The organism is Ruegeria sp. HKCCD6426 (assembly GCF_057221115.1).
In genome coordinates, this window is the sequence record NZ_JBWVBF010000004.1 from 220,647 (window position 1) to 241,311 (window position 20,665).

Consider the following 20,665-nt stretch of genomic DNA (forward strand, 5'->3'; position numbering starts at 1 on the left):
ATGTATTTTCAGCCGATAAATCGCGTGGCGATGTCGCCGGACATGTAACTGACGCTGCCCGCGGCAATTGTTGCCGCGACGCGATGTGTCTCGGCATCCAGTACCACCAGATCAGCGCGCTTGCCGGGTGCGAGGGTGCCTCGATCGCTCAGTCCCAATACACGGGCGGGCCCTGACGAAATCAGGGCCCACGCACCTGCCAGATCGAGCAAACCGGTTTTGGCAACCATCAGTGCAGCTCGGCGCGGGCTGGGATAGTGGTAATCCGAAGCCAACGCATCGCACAGCCCCATCGTAATCAGATCCAGCGCACTGGCATTGCCCTTGTGAGACCCCCCGCGCACGACATTGGGCGATCCAAGAATGATGTGGTCACCCGCTGCGCGGGCGGCCTCGGCGGCTACAAGCGTTTCAGGGAACTCTGCGATTGTGACGCCCCTTTCGCGCCACCATGCCCGCGTTTCTGCGGTGGCATCGTCATGGCTGCCCAGTCGAACTCCCTGCTGACGCAATTCTGTGCATAGCGCATCGAGTGCGGCAGGAACCTCGTCCCTCCGCGCGTGCATACTCATCAGCAAGTCAAAATGGGCATCCGGGTTGCGACCGGCTTTTAGCGCCTGCCCGGTCAGGCGCGGTGGTTTGCGGCCCTCGGCCAAGCGGTCATGCGGCAGGTGGTCATTGAAAACCACGTAGGGCACCTGCCAATCGGCAATGCGCTTTGGAAGGTCGACGTAATCATCCAGCATATGGGTTTCAAACCGCAACTGGGGGATCAGGTCAGTAACAACGCTGGCTTTTACCGATGCGATAGCTTCAAAGACCTGATCTGCGAATTCCGGCCCACGCACCCCACCTTCCCAACTGTGAAATTGTGCCAGCACTGCGGTGGTAATGCCATTTGCGGCTAGTTCTGCCTCGACCGAGAGAATGCCCTCGGCCATCTGCTTCATCGCTCCGCGCCGCGGTGCGATATGCCGTTCGAACCCGTCGCCGTGCAAATCAATGATTCCGGGCAGGACGATATACCCCGTCAGGTCGATTTCCCGTGCAATGCGACCCTTTTGCACCAGCCCATCGCCGATGCTGAGGTCTGCTTGCACAACGCCGTCTGCGGGCTGCAGGACACCCGCGCCCGTAAATGTCAGTTCAAGAGAGGTCATTGCGTGGGTTCCGACTCTGGTTCCGAGCAATCTTGCCCGATGCAGATCTCGTTTATTATGTCGGTGACTCCATCAAGCCAAGTAATTTGCGGATCGAACTTGCCGAACTCGATGAAGTGTAACGCCTGCGCCATGACGCGCGGGTTGTTCATCATGAATGTGTGGGTCACTGGCAAAACGATATGATCCGCCATCCCTTCGACCTTGGTGGTTTCAACCGAGACCTTGCCGTCATCCGGGCCGTCAATCAGCGATGAAAACACCGGGTTCAGCGAGTTTTCACCGGCAATGACACCAAGTTCAAAATCCACAGGCGGCAGACGACGCGGCAGCCCTTCCGGGCCGGTTCCCAAGGCCAGGCCAGCTGGCCCGTGCAACAGACCAAATACTTCCCAATCGCCGAGCTCATCTACTAGCTGGCTGCCCTGGTTTGGCGGTCCTAACATGACAACACGGCCCAGATTCTCGGGCGAGTTGTCCTGTAGCCAATACCGCAACAGAATACCCCCCATCGAATGCGTAACCACATTGGTTGTCTCCCCTCCACATTCTGCAAGGGCGTTGGGTAATGTCTGGTTGGCCAGCTCGGGGATCGGAAGATCGGTGGACGGGTAGCCGGGCCGAATCACAGTGTAACCATGCGCTCGAAACAACTGTTCCATGACTGAAAACGACGCTTCGGTCCGCGCGAGACCATGCAATAGCACAACGCATTTCGCGGACGCTGCAACCGGCGTGAGAAGGAACAGAAGGGCGACAAAAAATCTCATGCCAGCCAGATAGGTGCTATGACCAAGTGAGGGAACCCCTAGCTACGTCCAATGCGCACCACCGCCAGCGCGATACCGCCCAAAACCAGAGCTGCACCCAACAAAAGCTGTAGTGTCGCCACTTCGCCCAACAGGACAACTCCACCCGCAATCGCAATCACAGGGACACTCAGCTGGACCACGGCCGCGATCGCTGGAGTAAGCTGCGGCAATACGCGATACCAAAGCGCGTAGCCCAGACCAGATGTGACGCCGCCGGATAAAGCCGCCAGAACATAGCCGAACGTGGTCATCTGCCACGTTCCTCCGGCTAGCAGCAAAGCCAAAGCGGTTACCGGCAACGCCACCACAAAATTTGCGGCTGTGCCTGACAGGGCGTCCGGTTCGGACCGGCCAACCAGAGAATACGCTGCCCAGCCTATCCCTGCAGCCGTCATCAATGCAGCTCCGGTGAGATCGACATGCACAGCGTCTGAAGGCCAAAGAACATATGCCAAACCGCACAGCGCAATGACTGCGCCCAATATTTGTCGGGTTGTTGGCGTCGCCCCGATTACCGCGCTGGCGGCGAACATTGTGATCTGCACGACACCAAACAAGATCAAGGCTCCCAGCCCCGCATCCAGAGTCAAGTAAGCCACCGAGAAGCCGATCATATATAGCGACAGTGCCCCTGCCCCCATAACGCGCCGCCTGTTGCCGAGCGGCAGGCCGCCTCCACGCGCATAGACCAACGCAGCCAGAACCAGTGCCCCGGAAAACACCCGAAAGATGGCAAACCCGGCGGGGTCACTAGCGCCACTGTCAATCGCAAGGCGATTGAGAATCGAATTTGACGCAAAGGCGCACATCGTTAGCGCAGTCAGCAGGAATAATCTCATATTATCCGCATAGCGCGTTGGCTTGGGTTTTGACACTCACTTTACTTCGGTCTGGGTCACCCAAACGAAACGGGGCCGCCCTAAGGCGACCCCGCTCCCAAGCACTAAGGCCTAAGCAGCTTACATCATGCCGCCCATGCCGCCCATGTCGGGCATGCCGCCGCCGGCAGGTGCACCTTCTTTGGCGGGCTTGTCAGCAACCATCGCTTCGGTGGTGACCAGCAGGCCAGCAACCGATGCCGCATCTTCCAGAGCGGTACGGACAACTTTGGCCGGGTCGATCACGCCGAACGAGAACATGTCGCCATATTCTTCGGTCTGAGCGTTGAAGCCGAATGCTGCGTCAGCGGATTCACGGACTTTGCCCGCGACAACCGCACCGTCAACACCTGCGTTCTCGGCGATCTGGCGCAGCGGCGCTTCGATTGCTTTGCGAACGATGTTGATGCCTGCGTTCTGGTCAGCGTTTGCGCCTTCCAGAGTTTCCAGTGCTTTACCGGCCTGAACCAGAGCAACACCACCGCCAACAACAACGCCTTCCTGAACAGCAGCGCGCGTTGCGTTCAGAGCATCGTCCACACGGTCCTTACGCTCTTTCACTTCAACTTCGGTCATGCCGCCGACGCGAATAACAGCAACACCGCCTGCCAGTTTGGCAACGCGCTCTTGCAGCTTCTCACGGTCGTAGTCCGACGAGGTTTCTTCGATCTGAGTGCGGATCTGAGCAACACGCGCTTCGATCTCGGCTTTCTCACCAGCACCGTCGACGATGGTGGTTTCGTCTTTGGTGATTTCGATTTTCTTGGCGGTGCCCAGCATGTCCATGGTGACGGACTCGAGCTTCATGCCCAGATCTTCCGAGATGACCTGACCGCCGGTCAGGATCGCGATGTCCTGCAGCATGGCTTTGCGGCGATCGCCGAAACCCGGTGCTTTGACAGCAGCAATTTTCAGGCCGCCGCGCAGTTTGTTGACAACCAGAGTTGCCAGCGCTTCGCCTTCAACATCCTCAGCAATGATCAGCAGCGGCTTTTGCGACTGGATCACCTGCTCGAGCAGCGGAACCATCGGCTGCAGCGAGGACAGTTTCTTTTCGTGCAGCAGGATCATGCAGTCGTCGAGTTCTGCGATCATCTTGTCTGCGTTGGTGACGAAGTAAGGCGACAAGTAGCCACGATCGAACTGCATACCTTCGACAACATCGGTCTCGGTTTCCAGACCTTTGTTTTCTTCGACGGTGATAACGCCTTCGTTGCCAACTTTCTGCATCGCGTCTGCGATCTGCTGGCCGATTTCGGCTTCGCCGTTGGCCGAGATGGTGCCAACCTGAGCAACTTCTGCCGAGTCTTTGACTTCGCGCGAAGCGTCTTTGATGCCTTCAACAACCTTGGCGGTTGCCAGGTCGATGCCGCGCTTCAGGTCCATCGGGTTCAGGCCAGCAGCAACCTGCTTCAGGCCTTCTTTGACGATGGACTGAGCCAGAACAGTTGCGGTGGTGGTGCCGTCACCGGCTTCGTCATTGGTGCGGCTGGCGACTTCTTTCACCATCTGCGCGCCCATGTTCTCGAACTTGTCTTCCAGTTCGATTTCCTTGGCAACCGAAACACCGTCTTTGGTGATGCGCGGTGCGCCGAAGGATTTGTCTAGAACCACGTTGCGGCCTTTGGGGCCCAGGGTCACTTTGACAGCATCGGCCAGGATGTTCACACCTGCCAGCATGCGGTTACGGGCATCGGTGTCGAACTTGACGTCCTTAGCAGCCATGTTGTTTCTCCTTGAGAAATTTGTTTGAGATAAAGCGTGAGAAGATCAGAGAAAGCGCGGGCGCTTACTCGATGATCCCCATGATGTCGCTTTCTTTCATCATCAGCAGTTCTTCGCCGTTGACCTGGACTTCAGTGCCCGACCATTTGCCGAACAGGATCTTGTCGCCAGATTTTACAGCCATTGCGATCAGTTCGCCGCTGTCCTTGCGTGCGCCTTCGCCGGTTGCGACGACTTCGCCTTCGCTGGGCTTTTCTTTTGCGCTATCGGGAATGATCAGGCCGCCTGCGGTTTTTTCGTCGCTTTCGGTACGGCGAACCAGCACGCGGTCATGAAGCGGTTTCAATGCCATCTTTGCAGCTCCTTGGGCTCAAAGTTTATTGTCCTCCCCCCGCCGATTGGCGAGGCGTTAGCACTCGGGTAGTGAGAGTGATAACGACGCATAGCTAGGGACTAGGATCAGACGAGTCAACAATATGTGAGGAGTTTTTTTCTACGACCGCGAACGTAGGCTGGAATTCTCTTGCACCGAATGGCTATTGGCCGGTTTCTTCCCAGCTGTAAGCCCAATGTTTGAGGCCGTCAAAACCGGCCTCGGTCAGGCCATACACACCCTTTTCGATTTTGCTGAACCATCCGTAATGATTGTCGCGCATCAAACGGGTCGCCTCGGCCACCCCGGTTGCCTTGGCAACGTCCGAGCCTTTGGATGCGCCGCTCTCAGCCAGATAAGCCGCGCATTTCAGCGCATCCTGTCGGTAAGCGGTAACGATCCCATGGCGCGTTGCGCCGCCTGCGTTCGGGTCCCCTTCCAAACGATCGAATTCACGCAACAGCCGCGTGGCCTTGTCCTTGTTCTTGCGCGGCGCAAAAGGCCCCGGGTCACATTGCACTTCGACTGAACCGTCACCCCTTACGGTTATCAGCCCTAGACCCAATCGACGGCACAGAGCCAGATTGTCCTTGAGGGCGCGCCGGGCCGTTCGCCCTTTCGGCTTGCTGACGCCGATATAGACTTGGTCGGTGATCTTCAGTCGCGTGATCGCCTGATGAAACAGGGCAAGGCTGAACCGCAGCTTCAGTTCGACGATTACCGGATCGTCGCCTTCCCGTACGGCCACGATATCCGCAGCTCCAACCTCGCCTTTGACGGCGTATCCCTGACGCTCCAGCAGCGCCTTGATTGGAGGGTAAAGATCCTGCTCACGGTCCATTGCTCTATGCTAAGAAAATTTCCATGAAGTTCCAGTTGTTACGCGCACTTTTCTGATCGGCCTTGCACTGATCCACACGGCGGGGCAGTGTCACAGCACCACCGATCTTACAGAGAAACATATGATGCGCCTGCTAATCTGCCTTGCCCTGCTGTTTCTGCCTTTCTCCGTTCAGGCAGCCTGCGAAGGTGTGGATACCCGGTCAGAAATGTCCGACGAAACCAAGGCAGAGTTACAGTTGGCTCTGGCCGATATTCCTTACCCGGAAGGCAACCATTGGATTGCAGCCAAAGATGACGCGGTTCTTCACCTGATCGGAACCTTGCACATAAACGATGCACGCATGGGGGCAGTGGTCGAGCGGTTGACACCGGTCCTAAGCGAGGCGGACGCATTTTACTTTGAAGTTACGCAGGATGAAATGACCGCTTTCGAGCAGAACCTTGCGAATGACTTTAGCCCCGTTCTGATTACCTCGGGGCCGACCCTGATTGACCTGATGGCAGAAGAAGACTGGGCTGCGCTGTCTGCGGCTCTGGCCGAACGTGGTATCCCAAGCTGGATGGCCGCCAAGATGCGACCCTGGTTCCTCGGCATGATGCTGAGCATCCCGCCCTGCCTGATGGATGACCCGAATGCTCAGTACGGAATGGACGCACGCCTGACTGATCTGGCCAAGGAAAACGGCATTCCGCAATTCTCTCTGGAACGGATCGAAGATGTGATGGCCATGTTCGACAGTTATCCGCTGGATGAGCAAGTACAGTCCCTCGTGCGCCTATCTGGCGCCATGCAGGGCAGTGACGATCAACTGGCGACCATGGCCAACAGTTATCTTGAGGAGAAACATGCCGAGATCCTCCAGCTGGCGCGGTTGCAGGGCCTTGAAGAGTCTGGTCTGAACCCCGAGGAATTCGACGCGGAATGGCAAGGGTTTGAGCAGCAACTGCTTGTTGAGCGTAATGCCAACTGGATGAAACGCATTCTGGATATCACGGACCAAACAGCAGTAATTGCGGTTGGCGCGGGGCACTTAAGCGACCACCACGGCCTGTTGAAGCATTTAGAACAGGCTGGGTACACGCTGACCCGAGCCCCATTTTAGGTAAAGCACCAGAATCTCAGACCATCCGTCGCAGCGGTCCCGCAACCGGGTGACAACCCTTGTCGACCGGCCTATAAGGCCGCAAATTTCCAATCCTCAGGACGCTGACATGACAACCCTAGTATTTGGTCACAAATCCCCCGACACAGATTCCACCGGCTCTCCGATCCTTTGGTCCTGGTACCTGAACGAAGTGAAAGGTGAGCAGGCCGAACCCGTATTATTGGGCGAGCCCAACACCGAAGCGGCTTTCATGCTGCAGCGCTGGGATCTGCCCAAGCCGCGCATCATCGAAGACGTCGCCGCAGACGCGCCGGTTGTTATCGTTGACACCAACAACCCAGCCGAGCTGCCCGCCAGCATCAACAGCGCCGATATCCGCGCCATTATCGACCACCACAAGCTGGTCGGTGGTTTGGAAACCAAAGGTCCGATCGACATCACTGTGCGCCCGCTGGCCTGCACAGCGACCATCATGGTCGACCTGATGGGCGACGACGCGACCAAAATGCCCGAAGCCGTAAAAGGCGCAGCGCTGACCTGCATTTTGTCGGACACGCTGGAATTCCGCTCGCCAACCACTACCGCGCATGATCGCGCCGTGGCTGAGAAGCTGGCTGCTGATCTGGGTCTGGACGTATCAGCTTATGCCGCCGACATGTTCGCGGCGAAATCAGACGTTTCGTCCTTCTCGGACGCCGAATTAATCCGCATGGACAGCAAAGAATACGAGGTCGACGGCACCAAGTTCCGCGTCTCAGTTCTGGAAACCACTGCGCCCGGTGTTGTACTGGACCGCAAAGCCAGCCTGGCAACATCCATGGGTGACGTAGCCAAGGAAGACGGTGTCGATCAGGTTCTTCTGTTTGTCGTCGACATTCTGAACGAAGAAGCCACTCTGCTGGTGCCGAACGATCTGGTAAAGACCGTCGCGGAAAAGAGCTTTGGGGCTTCGGTAGACGGCGACGCGGTTGTCCTGCCCGGCGTCATGAGCCGCAAGAAGCAGATCATTCCGAACCTCAAGGTCTGATACACCCAGCACCGAGGGCGCCCAATTTGGGCGCCCTTGTTTTTTGCAAGGCCCTGCCCCTCTGGCCAAATGGAATAAGCTCTGCCATAGGCTTGGGAAGCTGCATTTCCCAGTCACATGAGGGGCCATATGACCCAGATCATTTCAACGCTTTCTGAAGTCTCCGACCGCTATAAAGCACTGTTTGTGGATTTGTGGGGATGCGTCCACAACGGCATCACCGCGTTTCCCGAGGCCGTGGCGGCATTACAAGCCTATCGCCAAAACGGCGGCACGGTGGTCTTGGTTACTAATTCGCCCAAACCGCGCGCTGGGGTCGCAGAACAGTTGGGTCAGTTCGCCGTGCCGAACGACGCATACGACACCATAGCAACCAGCGGAGACTCGGCCCGATCTGCCATGTTCCGCGGTGAAGTGGGCGAAAAAGTCTATTTCATGGGAGAGTGGCAACGCGACGCAGGTTTTTTTGAACAGCTGAAACTGCTGGATCATCCGTTGCAAATTGAACGCGTACCGCTGGACGAAGCCGAGGGCATCGTGTGTTGCGGCCCGTTCGATCCGATGGCTGATCCTGCCGTGAACCGCCCCGATTTCCTGTACGCAAAGCAAAAAGGCATGAAACTGCTTTGCGCCAATCCGGATATTGTGGTCGATCGAGGTGAAACGCGGGAGTGGTGTGCAGGAGCTTTAGCGCAGCTGTACACCGAGATGGGTGGAGAGAGCCTCTATTTCGGCAAACCGCACCCGCCGATCTACGATCTGGCGCGGCGAAGACTGCTGGCGCTGGGGGTTGATGCCTCGGATTCCGAGATCCTGGCCATTGGTGACGGGCCAAAAACCGATATTGCCGGGGGCATGGGCGAAGGCATTGACACACTGTTCATAACCGGCGGGTTGGCCGCAGCAGAAACCAAAACGTCGCACCATCCGGACGAACATGCCCTAAGAGATCATAACGAAAAAGAAAACATCAGTCCGACCTACTCGATCGGCCGCTTGAGGTAGTCAAAAAAGACTTGATTTTCTGCAACTGCGAAGTAATAAAGTTGCTCAAGGGCGACCGATGATGGTTTTTTGTTGCCCTTCCGATCTCGAGTGAGGGCAACATGTTGGATAATCTTCCGCGCGGAACGATCTGTATCGAAGACATCGAAATGGGCATGACCCGTCACCTGCGGAAAGTGGTGACCGACGAAGATATTGAGATGTTTGCTCAGGTCTCGACGGATCGAAACCCGGTGCATATGGACGATGATTATGCCCGTGATACAATTTTTGAAGGGCGCATCGCCCATGGTATGCTGACAGCCGGGCTGATTTCGGCCGTGATCGGAGAGCAATTGCCCGGGCATGGCACCGTCTACATGGGTCAGTCGTTGAAGTTTCTGGCTCCGGTACGTCCCGGCGACATGGTTTATGCCGAAGTCAAAGTCATCGACATCGATTTCTCTAAGCGCCGCGTTAAGTTGGATTGCCATTGTTCAGTCGACGGCAAAAAGGTGTTGGTGGGTGAGGCGATGGTTCTGGCGCCGTCGCGCAAGTTCGACTGACTTCAAAGCCACCTGCTGAAACCAAGGGCGCCAAGACTGGCGCCTTTTTCGTTGACCCGCATTGAAATTGACCAAATTTTCCGAAAACTTGCCTTGCCACAGACACCTGTTTTGAGATGATCCAAGACGCGATACCATTATGAAACCGTACCAGTCTTACGTCATTTGCAGCAGCCCGCGCAGCGGCAGTACATTGTTATGCAGAATGCTCTCGGCCACCGGAGTTTCCGGAAAGCCTGACTCCTTCTTTCACTCACCCTCTTTAGCGGGCTGGCTAAAGGAATACAGCCTAGACAAGTGCGACTTCGAAGAAGCGGCAACAGCGTTAGCTGCCGTATTTGACGCTGTTTATGAAGAAGGAAAAGCAAACACGGCGATGTTCGGGCTGCGCCTGCAGGGCAAGAGCCTCACGTATTTCCTTCAACAACTCGAACTCCTCCACCCCGAACTCTCGGATGATGTAGCCCGTGTCGAGGCTGCCTTCGGCCGCCCTCTCTTCATCCATCTTACGCGCCGCGACAAGTTGGGACAGGCAATCTCGTTCGTCAAAGCCAGTCAGACCGGCCTCTGGCACAGAAACTCTGACGGAACCGAACTGGAACGCCTCTCACCACACACTGATCCTGTTTATGATCGAGATAAAATAGAACGGTGCAAAACCGAGTTTGAGGAAATGGACGCAAAATGGAGAAGCTGGTTTGAGCAAGAGAGTATTGAACCCGTGACTATCCAATACGACGACCTTTCGCACAATCCGATTGGAACGCTCTCTGGTTTGTTGACCAAGTTGGGCCTCGATCCAACGGTCACCAATCGTGTGACGACGCCTACAGCAAAGTTGGCGGATACCATCAATGTGGACTGGGCTCACCGCTTTCTCGCTGAAGAAACCATGCGGCACCCGAGGTCTGCACCTAAATCAGGTGCTTGAACCCAGCCCATAGTCCCGCTAGGCAACCCACATGCAAATCATCCGGGATTTCCAGTTTATCGAGCCAGAAGACCGCGGCGCCAGCGTTGCGATCGGTAATTTTGACGGCGTGCACGTCGGCCACCAATCGGTGATCAATCTTGCCCGAAATGCCGCGCCCGATGCCCCGCTCGGGGTGCTGACCTTTGAGCCGCATCCGCGCGAGTATTTTGCGCCCGACTCTCCGCCGTTTCGCCTGATGCGCGGCAATACGAGGGCTCATCGTTTAGAAAAACTTGGTGTCCGGAAGCTGTATGAGCTTCCCTTTAATGCCGCGCTGGCAGGCCTGTCGCCCGAGGAATTCGCGCATAACGTAATTTGTGTTGGGCTCGGCTTGTCTCATGTCGTCGTGGGCGCAGATTTTTGTTTTGGCAAAGGTCGCAGCGGATCGGCCCATGACATGATGCGCTTTGGAAATGAGATGGGGTTCGGCGTCACAATCGCCCCGTTGATGGAGAGATCTGAAAACGTGGTATCATCGACCGCGATCCGCACGGCACTGACCGAGGGGCGCCCACGTGATGCGGCGACAATGCTGGGTCACTGGCACCGCATTGAAGGCGAAGTGGTGGGCGGTGAGCAGCGCGGGCGTGAGTTGGGTTTTCCCACAGCGAATATGTCAATCGAAGGGCTGCACCCGCCGAAATTCGGGGTATATGCCGTTCTGGTGGATGTTCTGGATGGCCCGCATCAAGGCAGTTATCAAGGTGCCGCTTCCATTGGGACACGACCGACGTTTGATGGTGAAGTGCCAAATATCGAAACGTTCCTGTTTGATTTCTCGGGCGATCTGTACGGCACGACCCTGTCAGTTGGGTTGGTCGAGTATCTTCGCCCAGAGATGAAGTTTGGGGGACTGGACAGCCTGATCACGCAGATGGATGCGGATTGCGCGCAGGCGCGCGACTTGCTGGCGGCCCTATGACCACCGATCCGATTGAGCGCGCTGGCCTGCCGCCTCGCTTTTGGGAGCGTAAACCGCTGCAAAAGATGAACTCGCGCGAGTGGGAGGCGTTGTGCGACGGCTGCGGCAAGTGCTGCCTGAACAAGCTGGAAGACGAAGACACCGGTGAAGTCGCCCTGACCTGCGTCGCCTGCCGTCTGTTGGACGATGAATCCTGCCGCTGCACGCAATACGACATCCGGCACCAATTTGTGCCCGAGTGCATAGTGATGAGGCCGGACAATATCGACGATCACGCCTATTGGTTGCCCCTGACCTGTGCCTATCGTCTGCTTTGGGAGGGCAAACCCCTTTACGATTGGCATCCCTTATTGTCTGGTACGCCTGAAACGGTTCATACCGCCGGTGTGTCGGTAAAAGACCGAACCGTTTCCGAGTTCGAAACCCCCATTGAAGAGTGGGAAGACTATATTATCGAGGAGCCGAGCTGATGCATTTTGCTTCTGACAATTCCGGACCCGTTCATCCAGAGGTTCTGGCAGCGCTGACCGAGGCAAACCAAGGTTATCAGATGGCCTATGGTGCGGACACGCTTATGAATGAAGTGCGTGACCAGATCAGGGGCATTTTTGAGGCTCCGGGAGCGGCAGTCTACTTGGTTGCAACTGGCACGGCAGCAAATTCGCTTGCGTTGGCCACCCTGTCGAAACCATGGGAAACCGTGTTCTGCTCGCCCGTCGCACATATCCACGAGGACGAATGTAACGCACCGGAATTCTATACCGGGGCAAAACTGACCCTTGTCCGCGGTGGTGACAAGATGACCCCTCAGGCATTGCGCCAGTCGATTGAGGGCGAAGAAACGCGGGGCGTTCACGGTCCTCAGCGCGGGCCGGTTTCGATTACACAAGTGACTGAACGGGGATCCGTGTATTCTCTTGACGAGCTACAGGCGCTGTGCCGGGTCGCCAAGGACTATGACCTACCGGTACATATGGATGGCGCGCGCTTTACCAACGCTCTGGTAGCACTAAAATGTTCCCCCGCTGAAATGACCTGGAAGGCCGGCATAGACGCGGTCAGCTTTGGTGGTACAAAAAACGGTCTGTTGGGTGTCGAGGCTGTGATTTTCTTCGACGAAAGCAAAGCGTGGGAGTTCGAGTTACGCCGCAAGCGCGGGGCGCATCTGTTCTCTAAGCATCGCTACTTGTCAGCACAGATGGCTGCCTATCTGCGTGACGATTTGTGGTTAAAATCCGCCCATCAGGCCAACGCCAATTGCGCACACCTCGTCAAAGGGTTGCGTGCAGCTGGTGCTGCGTTTCTGCACGAACCACAGGCCAATATGATCTTTGCCAGCTTCCCACGCAGCCAACACAAACGCCTGCACGAAGCCGGGGCTGTGTATCATCTGTGGGGCGATTCCCTTGACGGTCCGGACGAGGAAGAAATGCTCGCTTGCCGCCTGGTGTGCGACTGGTCGGTCAGTACCGACCAGATCGACCGTTTTTTGGCCCTTCTTTGACAGGGCCACGAGGCGCGCTTATTTCGTCTCGGTCAAATGCCGGTCAAGATCGTCCAGGCGATCCTGACCCCAAAACCGCTGACCATCAGGTGTGATGTAAAACGGCGCGCCAAATACGCCGCGATCCACAGCCTCTTCGAGATTGGCAGCATACGTCTCGGCACCGATCAGTAGACCGCTATCCGCCAAATTTGGATCGAACCCGGCCCGCGACAGGCAATCCCGAATTACATCATCCTGCGCAATGTCCTTTTCTTCGGCCCAACACGCGCGCAGGATCGAATGACACAGCTTGCCCACATCGCCGGAGCCGTCTTTGATGGCCGCAATCACCGCATAAGACGACGGCGCCATGTTGGTCGGCCAATGCGCCGGCTGCAGGTTGAAATCCATACCCAGGCTTCGGGATTGACGCTGCAGTTCCTGCGCGCGGTATTCAATGCGTGAGATATGCCTGTCCTTCGGCGGGGTCCCTCCGGTGCGGCCAAACAGGGCAATGATATCCAGCGGCTTATAGTTGATCGTTGCACCGTGCTTTGCGGCAATCTCCTCCAAACGCGTACCCGCCAAATAGGAATAGGGCGAGAGTGTCGCAAAAAAGTAGTCAATTTGGGTCATGTGCACTTTCTCCGCTGCGTTACCTTTGCTGGACGGTAAGGCCATGCTAAGCGGTGTCAACATCACGAATCTGTCACATTGCCATTGCTGCCTGGGGACCTACAGCCGATGCCGACACTTCACGAACCCAAGCTGATCGCTGGGAACGCCAATCTTCCTCTTGCCGAAACCATTGCCCGCCGCATGAGCCTGCATCGCGGTGTTGACCAGGGTCTGGTCGATGCTCGAGTCGAACGCTTTAACGACGGTGAGATCTTTGTCGAAGTATTCGAAAACGTCCGCGGCGAAGACATGTTCATCATCCAGCCGACCTCGAATCCGGCAAATGACAACCTGATGGAACTGCTGATCATTGCCGACGCGCTGCGGCGGTCGTCTGCCCAACGTATCACTGCGGTGATCCCTTATTTTGGCTATGCCCGTCAGGACCGCCGCACCAAAGCCCGTACGCCGATTTCTGCGAAGCTTGTCGCCAACATGCTGACCGGTGCTGGGATCGAGCGGATTCTGACCATGGACCTTCACGCGGCCCAGATTCAGGGGTTTTTCGATATGCCGGTCGATAACCTTTACGCCTCGCCTATTTTCGCGCTGGACGTGAAGGCGCAATTCAAGGACCGGTTGGACGAGATCATGGTCGTCTCGCCGGACGTGGGTGGCGTGGCGCGCGCCCGTGAATTGGCAAAACGGATCGGTGCCCCATTGTCGATCGTCGACAAACGCCGGGAAAAAGCTGGTGAAGTGGCTGAGATGACCGTGATCGGCGACGTCAAAGACAAAATCTGCCTTATCGTGGACGACATCTGCGACACGGCAGGAACGCTCTGCAAGGCCGCACAGGTGCTGATGGATAACGGCGCCAAAGAGGTGCATTCCTACATTACTCACGGCGTCATGAGCGGCCCAGCGGTCGAACGCGTCACCAACTCGGTCATGAAATCGCTAGTGCTGTCGGATACGATCCAGCCCACGCCTGAGGTCGCGAACGCAACGAATATCCGCATCGTCCCGACCGCTCCGATTTTCACTCAGGCGATCTTGAATATCTGGAACGGCACAAGCGTATCATCTTTGTTCGAAGACAAAACACTGACACCAATATACGAGTCGCTGTATAATACAAATTGAGCATCGACTTGGGCGGCTGACACAGGCCGCCCTTTCGTTATCATGGCATCAAAACAGCGGACATTTAGCGGATGTTCCGGCTCTGCTAAACTCCAGCTAGCTACAAGTTCCCATTCCCGCGAACACAAAGACAGGTCGACGTCTCTATGACAGCCAACAAACGCATCGTTCTCTCCAGCGACCACGCAGCCATTGAATTGCGCCAGGCAGTTTCCGCCCATATCGTAGCCCAAGGCTGGGACGTTATGGACATTGGTCCAACTTCCACCGAAAGCACGCACTACCCCAAGCACGGCAAAGCCGCGGCGCAGGCCGTTGCTTCTGGTGAATGTCAGCTAGGGATCATTCTATGCGGCACCGGCCAGGGCATCATGATGGCGGCAAACAAGGTCCCGGGAATCAGATGCGGTGTTTGTTCGGACGCGTTCTCGGCTCGCATGATCCGCCAGCACAATGACGCCAACATGCTTTCCATCGGTGCGCGCGTTGTGGGTGAAGGACAAGCATTGGATATTGTCGACGCTTTCTTAACAGCCGAGTTCGAAGGCGGTCGACATACCACACGGGTAGACATGATCGAGACCTTGGACGACTAAATTCGTTTTGAAACAGTTTGGGGTTCTTGGTGGACGCGGGCCGACCCGTTTCAGTTTAATTATGAGATGTTCCAATCATCCGAATGCGGCACTTCTCCGATTGCCATCCAGGCGATGCGGATTCGAGCAATGCGCGTATCGGACCAGGTGCGAAAAACGGCTGTGAAGCCGCCGGATGCAATCTCTTCAGCCTGAACTTCGGCGCGCAAAGCGGACGATGTGTCGACGTCCCACAGCGAGACACCAATCTGCACAACCGGAGGTGAACGGAAGGGTTCGCTGAAGTGGATTTCAGCACGGCGTTCGCGGGGGCCTTGTCCTGTCCACATCGCCCCGCCTTCAGCGAATTCGGAAAACAGCACTTCTTCGCCCTGATCAATACCTATGGGGTGAGTTTGAAATTTTTTCATTCTGTCATCATTATTCTTGAATTCCCGTAGCTTATCCCGACCATTTGGTAAAATCACGACAAAAAAACGGCCCCGCAGTCGCGGAGCCGTCTTTGTGTTTCCAATGTCGCTCGGCCGTTACAGGCTCATATGGGTGCCTAAGGCTTCCATATCAGCCAGCAGTTTGGCGGCGTCGTCGACGATGGATTGATCATCGCCGTCCTTGGCCGCCTCGTGCGAGGCTTTCGCTTCTGCGATCAGATCATCCAGATGTGACCGGGTCACTTCGGCAACCGGGATCGCCTTTTCGGCCAGAACCGAAAGGCTATCGCCGTTGATCTGGGCAAACCCGCCGGTGACCAGATACTCGCTGGACCCTTCGGGCGCGTCGACCTTCAGGATGCCCGGGCGCAGCGTGGTGATTGTGGGGGCATGATCGGGCATTGCCGTCATGTCCCCGTCCGCGCCGGGAATCTGGACCGCCGTCGCGCTGAGCGAAGCAAGGCTCCGCTCGGGGCTGACGAGGTCGAATTGCATCGTGTTTGCCATCAGGTGTGCTCCTTAGGCGGCTTCTGCGGCCATCTTCTCCGCCTTGGCGATCACATCGTCGATGCCGCCAACCATCAGGAAGGCTGCCTCGGGCAGGTGATCGTATTCGCCAGCCACAACGGCCTTGAACGACGAGATGGTGACATCCAGGGCAACCTGAACGCCGGGCGAACCGGTGAAGACTTCGGCCACGTCGAACGGCTGCGACAGGAAACGCTCGATCTTACGGGCTCGGGCCACGGTCAGTTTGTCCTCTTCCGACAGTTCGTCCATGCCGAGGATGGCGATGATATCCTGCAGCGACTTGTAGCGTTGAAGGATCTGCTGAACGTCGGTCGCAACCTTGTAGTGCTCTTCACCAACAATCGCCGGGTCAAGCAGACGCGAGGTCGAGTCGAGCGGGTCCACAGCCGGGTAGATACCCTTTTCCGAGATCGCACGGTTAAGAACGGTGGTCGCATCCAAGTGAGCGAACGAAGTTGCCGGCGCGGGGTCGGTAAGGTCGTCCGCAGGCACGTAGATCGCCTGAACCGAGGTGATCGAGCCCGACTTGGTCGAGGTGATGCGTTCCTGCAGGGCGCCCATGTCGGTGGCCAGTGTTGGTTGGTAGCCCACCGCCGAAGGAATACGACCCAGCAGAGCCGACACCTCAGAGCCCGCCTGCGTGAAACGGAAGATGTTGTCGACGAAGAACAGAACGTCGGTACCAGACTGGTCGCGGAACTGCTCGGCCAGAGTCAGACCGGTCAGGGCAACACGTGCACGTGCTCCCGGAGGTTCGTTCATCTGACCGTAAACCAGAGCCACCTGCGATTCCGACAGATTGTCCGGCTTAATAACGTTCGATTCGATCATCTCGTGGTACAGGTCGTTCCCTTCACGGGTCCGTTCACCAACACCCGCGAACACCGAGAAGCCCGAGTGCACTTTTGCGATGTTGTTGATCAGTTCCATGATCAGAACGGTTTTACCAACGCCGGCGCCGCCGAACAGGCCGATCTTACCGCCTTTGGCGTAGGGGGCCAGCAGGTCAACAACCTTGATGCCGGTAACCAGAACTTCCGACTCGGTCGACTGTTCCGCGAAGGTCGGCGCAGGTTGGTGGATCGCACGGGATTCGGTTGCTTCGACCGGACCTTTTTCGTCGATCGGTTCACCAACAACGTTCAGGATGCGGCCCAGAGTGGCGTTACCAACAGGAACCGAGATCGGTGCGCCCATGTCGACAACTTCCGCACCACGGACCAGACCTTCGGTCGCGTCCATCGCGATGGTGCGGACAGTGTTTTCACCTAGGTGCTGGGCAACTTCCAGTACCAGACGCTTGCCGTTGTTTTCGGTTTCCAGCGCGTTCAGAATTTCAGGCAGCTGATCGTCGAAGTGCACGTCGACGACGGCCCCGATGATCTGTGTGACTTTGCCTTTTGCATTCGCCATATTGTTGTCTCCGGTTTTCTTACAGCGCTTCGGCGCCGGAAATAATTTCAATCAGCTCGTTGGTGATCACAGCCTGACGTGAGCGGTTGAACTGGATCGTCAGCTTGTCGATCATCTCACCCGCGTTACGTGTCGCGTTGTCCATCGCGGACATCCGTGCACCCTGTTCAGACGCTCCGTTCTCGAGCAGAGCCGAGAAGATCGCGGTCGCAACCCCCTTGGGCAGCAGGTCGGCCAGAATGGCCTCTTCGCTGGGCTCATAGTCGAAAATGGCACCGCTGTCGTCATCCTCGGTTTCCTCGAACGAGGCGGGGATGATCTGCTGTGCCGTCGGGATCTGGGTCACAACGTTTACGAACTTCGAATAGAAGATCGTGGCAACGTCGAACTCGCTCCCGTCGAAGCGGGACAGGATGTCCTTCGCGATGTCCTGCGCGTTGGTATAGCCCAGACGCTTGACCTCGCTCAGGTCGACATGTCCAACGAACAGATCGCCCAAATCACGCTTCAGCGCGTCGCGGCCCTTCTTGCCGACAGTCAGAACCTTGACTGTCTTGCCCTTCAGGCGCAGCTCTTCCGCCTTCTGACGGGCCAGCTTGGCTATGTTCGAGTTGAAGCCGCCACAGAGGCCGCGTTCAGCTGTCATGACAACCAGCAAATGGACATCATCACTGCCCGTACCACGGAGCAGCTTGGGGGCGCTGTCGCTACCCCCGACCGATGCCGCCAGCCCCGCCATCACGGCGTTGAACCGCTCGGCATAGGGACGCGAGGCTTCGGCAGATTCCTGGGCGCGGCGTAGTTTTGCAGCCGCGACCATCTGCATGGCCTTGGTGATCTTGCGGGTCGATTTGACCGACTCGATCCTGTTTTTAAGGTCCTTAAGATTTGGCATATGCCCGCCTCTCCCTTAAGCGAAGGTTGCGGCGTATTCGTCAATCGCAGCCTTGATCTTGTCGGAAGCGTCGCCCTTGATCTTGGGATCTTCGTCAGTGATCCACGTGAGCAGGTCGGCGTGCTTGCCGCGCAGGTGCGCCAGCAGGCCAGCTTCGTAACGGCCAACATCGGACACGTCGATCTTGTCGAGGTAACCGTTGGTACCGGCGAAAATGACGCAGACGATTTCAGCGTTGGTCAGCGGCGAGTATTGCGGCTGTTTCATCAGCTCGGTCAGTCGCGCACCACGGTTCAGCAGCTGCTGAGTTGCGGCGTCGAGGTCGGAACCAAACTGCGCAAACGCAGCCATTTCGCGGTACTGAGCCAGCTCCAGCTTAACCGGACCAGCGACCGACTTCATTGAGTTTGTCTGAGCCGAAGAGCCCACACGCGAAACCGACAGACCGGTGTTCACAGCAGGGCGGATACCCTGATAGAACAATTCGGTTTCAAGGAAGATCTGGCCGTCGGTGATCGAGATCACGTTGGTCGGAATAAATGCCGAAACGTCACCACCTTGGGTTTCGATGACCGGCAGAGCGGTCAGCGAGCCGGCACCGAAGTCTTCGTTCAGCTTTGCCGAACGCTCCAGCAGGCGGGAGTGAAGATAGAAAACGTCGCCAGGATAGGCTTCGCGTCCGGGTGGACGGCGCAGCAGCAGCGACATCTGACGATAGGACACAGCCTGTTTCGACAGGTCATCATAGATGATCAGAGCGTGGCGGCCATTATCACGGAAGAACTCGGCCATCGCCGTTGCGGCATAGGGTGCCAGGAACTGCATCGGCGCCGGGTCGGACGCGGTTGCGGCCACGACGATCGAATAATCAATCGCACCGGACTCTTCCAGTTTCTTCACCAGCTGCGCAACGGTCGAACGCTTCTGACCGATCGCGACGTAGACGCAGTACAGTTTTTTCGACTCGTCGTCGCCTGCTGCGTCGTTGTAGGTCTTCTGGTTCAGGATCGCGTCCAGAGCAACGGCGGTTTTGCCGGTCTGACGGTCACCAATGATCAGCTCACGCTGGCCACGGCCAATCGGGATCATCGCGTCAACCGATTTCAGGCCAGTTGCCATCGGCTCGTGCACCGATTTACGCGGGATGATGCCAGGCGCTTTGACGTCTGCAACGCCGCGCTCGGTGGATTCGATGGGGCCCTTGCCGTCCAGCGGGTTGCCCAGACCGTCAACGACACGGCCCAGCAGGCCGTTGCCAATCGGAACGTCCACGATCGAGTTGGTGCGCTTGACGGTGTCACCTTCTTTGATGTCACGGTCGGAACCGAAGATAACGACACCAACGTTGTCGCTTTCCAGGTTCAGCGCCATGCCCATGATGCCGCCGGGGAATTCGACCATTTCACCCGCTTGCACGTTGTCCAGGCCGTATACACGGGCAATCCCGTCACCGACGCTCAGCACGCGGCCGATTTCGGCTACTTCGGCTTCCTGACCAAAATTCTTGATCTGGTCCTTCAGGATTGCAGAAATCTCTGCAGCTTGGATTCCCATTTATCCGACCTCTTTCATTGCATTCTGTAGGGAGTTGAGCTTCGAACGGATCGAACTGTCGATCATTTTCGAGCCCACTTTAACGACAAGACCGCCGATGAGGCTTTCATCAACGGTCGCATTGATTGTCACGGTCTTGCCCACACGCTCGGACAGCGTCTTGGACAGTTTTTCCATTTGGGTCTTGGTCAGCGCTTTGGCAGAGGCAACATCGGCAGTCACTTCGCCGCGTTCGTCTGCTAGCATGTCGCGCAGTACCTGTACCAGCTGCGGTATTACAAACAGGCGGCGTTTATCAGCCATCAGGCCCAGCGTATTGCGCAGAATGGTGTGCAAACCCATCTTGTCGGCAACCGCCGTAATCGCTGCTTCCTGTTCGGAGCGGGAAATCAACGGCGATGCAATCAGGTCGCGCAAATCGGCGCTCTCGCCCATAGCTGCTGCCAGATCATTGATGCCGGTTTCCAGACCTGAAAGGTCATTATTCTCTTTGGCGATCTCGAAGATCGCAGTGGCATAGCGCTCGGCGATGCCTGTGGAAATCGAAGCTGGTTCGGACACGTCCACCCTTCCGATATTTTGGGCCCCGAATTCGCGTGCGGCAGCTACCCCGGGGGCGTGAAGAA

Annotated in this window: 23 protein-coding genes; 10 read left to right on the forward strand and 13 right to left on the reverse strand. The window is 57.0% G+C overall.

Annotated elements, in window-relative coordinates; genetic code table 11:
• Nucleotides 1-8: 8 nt before the first annotated feature.
• From AC2TDA_RS13920 to AC2TDA_RS13945, 6 genes are all read right to left on the reverse strand, one after another.
• Nucleotides 9-1,160 carry an alpha-D-ribose 1-methylphosphonate 5-triphosphate diphosphatase gene (locus AC2TDA_RS13920; RefSeq protein WP_480876851.1) on the reverse strand — a complete coding sequence of 384 codons (1,152 nt, stop codon included), beginning with the start codon at nt 1,158-1,160 and terminating at the stop codon, nt 9-11.
• On the reverse strand, nt 1,157-1,930 hold the full coding sequence (locus AC2TDA_RS13925; protein WP_480876854.1) for an alpha/beta fold hydrolase: 774 nt from the start codon (nt 1,928-1,930) through the stop codon (nt 1,157-1,159). Before AC2TDA_RS13925 ends, AC2TDA_RS13920 begins: the two co-directional genes overlap by 4 nt.
• 38 nt (nt 1,931-1,968) lie before the next feature.
• Entirely contained in the window at nt 1,969-2,811 is an 843-nt protein-coding gene (locus AC2TDA_RS13930; protein WP_480876857.1) for a DMT family transporter, read from the reverse strand.
• A 120-nt stretch (nt 2,812-2,931) separates the two neighbouring features.
• The gene (groL, locus tag AC2TDA_RS13935; protein ID WP_480848657.1) at nt 2,932-4,575 is read right to left on the reverse strand and encodes a chaperonin GroEL; all 1,644 of its coding nucleotides are present in this window, start codon (nt 4,573-4,575) and stop codon (nt 2,932-2,934) included.
• Between the two features lie 64 nt (nt 4,576-4,639).
• Complete coding sequence (locus tag AC2TDA_RS13940; protein WP_170395406.1) at nt 4,640-4,927, reverse strand: co-chaperone GroES; 288 nt, start codon at nt 4,925-4,927, stop codon at nt 4,640-4,642.
• Between the two features lie 184 nt (nt 4,928-5,111).
• The gene (locus AC2TDA_RS13945; RefSeq protein WP_480876860.1) at nt 5,112-5,789 is read right to left on the reverse strand and encodes a DUF2161 domain-containing phosphodiesterase; all 678 of its coding nucleotides are present in this window, start codon (nt 5,787-5,789) and stop codon (nt 5,112-5,114) included.
• Nucleotides 5,790-5,910: 121 nt separating this feature from the next.
• Between AC2TDA_RS13945 and AC2TDA_RS13950 the strand changes: the two genes are divergently transcribed.
• From AC2TDA_RS13950 to AC2TDA_RS13985, 8 genes are all read left to right on the forward strand, one after another.
• Nucleotides 5,911-6,894, forward strand: coding sequence for a TraB/GumN family protein (locus tag AC2TDA_RS13950; protein ID WP_480848661.1), 984 nt, complete (start codon nt 5,911-5,913; stop codon nt 6,892-6,894).
• A 109-nt stretch (nt 6,895-7,003) separates the two neighbouring features.
• On the forward strand, nt 7,004-7,924 hold the full coding sequence (locus tag AC2TDA_RS13955) for a manganese-dependent inorganic pyrophosphatase (RefSeq protein ID WP_480848662.1): 921 nt from the start codon (nt 7,004-7,006) through the stop codon (nt 7,922-7,924).
• Between the two features lie 129 nt (nt 7,925-8,053).
• Entirely contained in the window at nt 8,054-8,929 is an 876-nt protein-coding gene (locus tag AC2TDA_RS13960) for a TIGR01459 family HAD-type hydrolase (RefSeq protein ID WP_480848664.1), read from the forward strand.
• 101 nt (nt 8,930-9,030) lie between these two features.
• Nucleotides 9,031-9,474, forward strand: coding sequence for a MaoC family dehydratase (locus tag AC2TDA_RS13965; RefSeq protein ID WP_480848666.1), 444 nt, complete (start codon nt 9,031-9,033; stop codon nt 9,472-9,474).
• Between the two features lie 139 nt (nt 9,475-9,613).
• Entirely contained in the window at nt 9,614-10,405 is a 792-nt protein-coding gene (locus tag AC2TDA_RS13970; RefSeq protein WP_480876862.1) for a Stf0 family sulfotransferase, read from the forward strand.
• A gap of 31 nt (nt 10,406-10,436) precedes the next feature.
• On the forward strand, nt 10,437-11,369 hold the full coding sequence (locus AC2TDA_RS13975) for a bifunctional riboflavin kinase/FAD synthetase (protein ID WP_480876865.1): 933 nt from the start codon (nt 10,437-10,439) through the stop codon (nt 11,367-11,369).
• Nucleotides 11,366-11,839: a YcgN family cysteine cluster protein gene (locus tag AC2TDA_RS13980; RefSeq protein WP_480876867.1), complete on the forward strand. Its 474-nt coding sequence runs from the start codon at nt 11,366-11,368 to the stop codon at nt 11,837-11,839. The genes AC2TDA_RS13975 and AC2TDA_RS13980 overlap by 4 nt, the downstream gene beginning before the upstream one ends.
• Nucleotides 11,839-12,873: a threonine aldolase family protein gene (locus AC2TDA_RS13985; protein WP_480876870.1), complete on the forward strand. Its 1,035-nt coding sequence runs from the start codon at nt 11,839-11,841 to the stop codon at nt 12,871-12,873. The genes AC2TDA_RS13980 and AC2TDA_RS13985 overlap by 1 nt, the downstream gene beginning before the upstream one ends.
• A gap of 18 nt (nt 12,874-12,891) precedes the next feature.
• Here AC2TDA_RS13985 and AC2TDA_RS13990 read toward each other — a convergent pair whose 3' ends face one another.
• Complete coding sequence (locus tag AC2TDA_RS13990; RefSeq protein WP_480876872.1) at nt 12,892-13,491, reverse strand: DsbA family protein; 600 nt, start codon at nt 13,489-13,491, stop codon at nt 12,892-12,894.
• 108 nt (nt 13,492-13,599) lie between these two features.
• On the opposite strand from AC2TDA_RS13990, the gene AC2TDA_RS13995 reads away from it, so the two are divergent.
• Complete coding sequence (locus AC2TDA_RS13995) at nt 13,600-14,619, forward strand: ribose-phosphate pyrophosphokinase (RefSeq protein WP_480848675.1); 1,020 nt, start codon at nt 13,600-13,602, stop codon at nt 14,617-14,619.
• Nucleotides 14,620-14,765: 146 nt separating this feature from the next.
• Nucleotides 14,766-15,215, forward strand: coding sequence for a ribose 5-phosphate isomerase B (gene rpiB / locus AC2TDA_RS14000; RefSeq protein ID WP_480876875.1), 450 nt, complete (start codon nt 14,766-14,768; stop codon nt 15,213-15,215).
• 59 nt (nt 15,216-15,274) lie between these two features.
• Here the strand turns inward: rpiB and AC2TDA_RS14005 are convergent, their stop codons facing one another.
• The 6 genes from AC2TDA_RS14005 to AC2TDA_RS14030 all read right to left on the reverse strand — a co-directional run bounded on the left by AC2TDA_RS14005 (nt 15,275) and on the right by AC2TDA_RS14030 (nt 20,600).
• Nucleotides 15,275-15,625 carry an H-type lectin domain-containing protein gene (locus AC2TDA_RS14005; RefSeq protein WP_480876878.1) on the reverse strand — a complete coding sequence of 117 codons (351 nt, stop codon included), beginning with the start codon at nt 15,623-15,625 and terminating at the stop codon, nt 15,275-15,277.
• Between the two features lie 117 nt (nt 15,626-15,742).
• Entirely contained in the window at nt 15,743-16,153 is a 411-nt protein-coding gene (locus tag AC2TDA_RS14010) for a F0F1 ATP synthase subunit epsilon (protein WP_480848680.1), read from the reverse strand.
• A 12-nt stretch (nt 16,154-16,165) separates the two neighbouring features.
• Nucleotides 16,166-17,590 carry a F0F1 ATP synthase subunit beta gene (atpD, locus tag AC2TDA_RS14015; RefSeq protein ID WP_480848682.1) on the reverse strand — a complete coding sequence of 475 codons (1,425 nt, stop codon included), beginning with the start codon at nt 17,588-17,590 and terminating at the stop codon, nt 16,166-16,168.
• 19 nt (nt 17,591-17,609) lie between these two features.
• Nucleotides 17,610-18,485: a F0F1 ATP synthase subunit gamma gene (locus AC2TDA_RS14020; RefSeq protein ID WP_480876880.1), complete on the reverse strand. Its 876-nt coding sequence runs from the start codon at nt 18,483-18,485 to the stop codon at nt 17,610-17,612.
• 15 nt (nt 18,486-18,500) lie between these two features.
• Complete coding sequence (atpA, locus tag AC2TDA_RS14025; protein ID WP_480876882.1) at nt 18,501-20,039, reverse strand: F0F1 ATP synthase subunit alpha; 1,539 nt, start codon at nt 20,037-20,039, stop codon at nt 18,501-18,503.
• The gene (locus AC2TDA_RS14030; protein WP_480876884.1) at nt 20,040-20,600 is read right to left on the reverse strand and encodes a F0F1 ATP synthase subunit delta; all 561 of its coding nucleotides are present in this window, start codon (nt 20,598-20,600) and stop codon (nt 20,040-20,042) included. It lies immediately after the preceding gene.
• Nucleotides 20,601-20,665 lie beyond the last annotated feature (65 nt).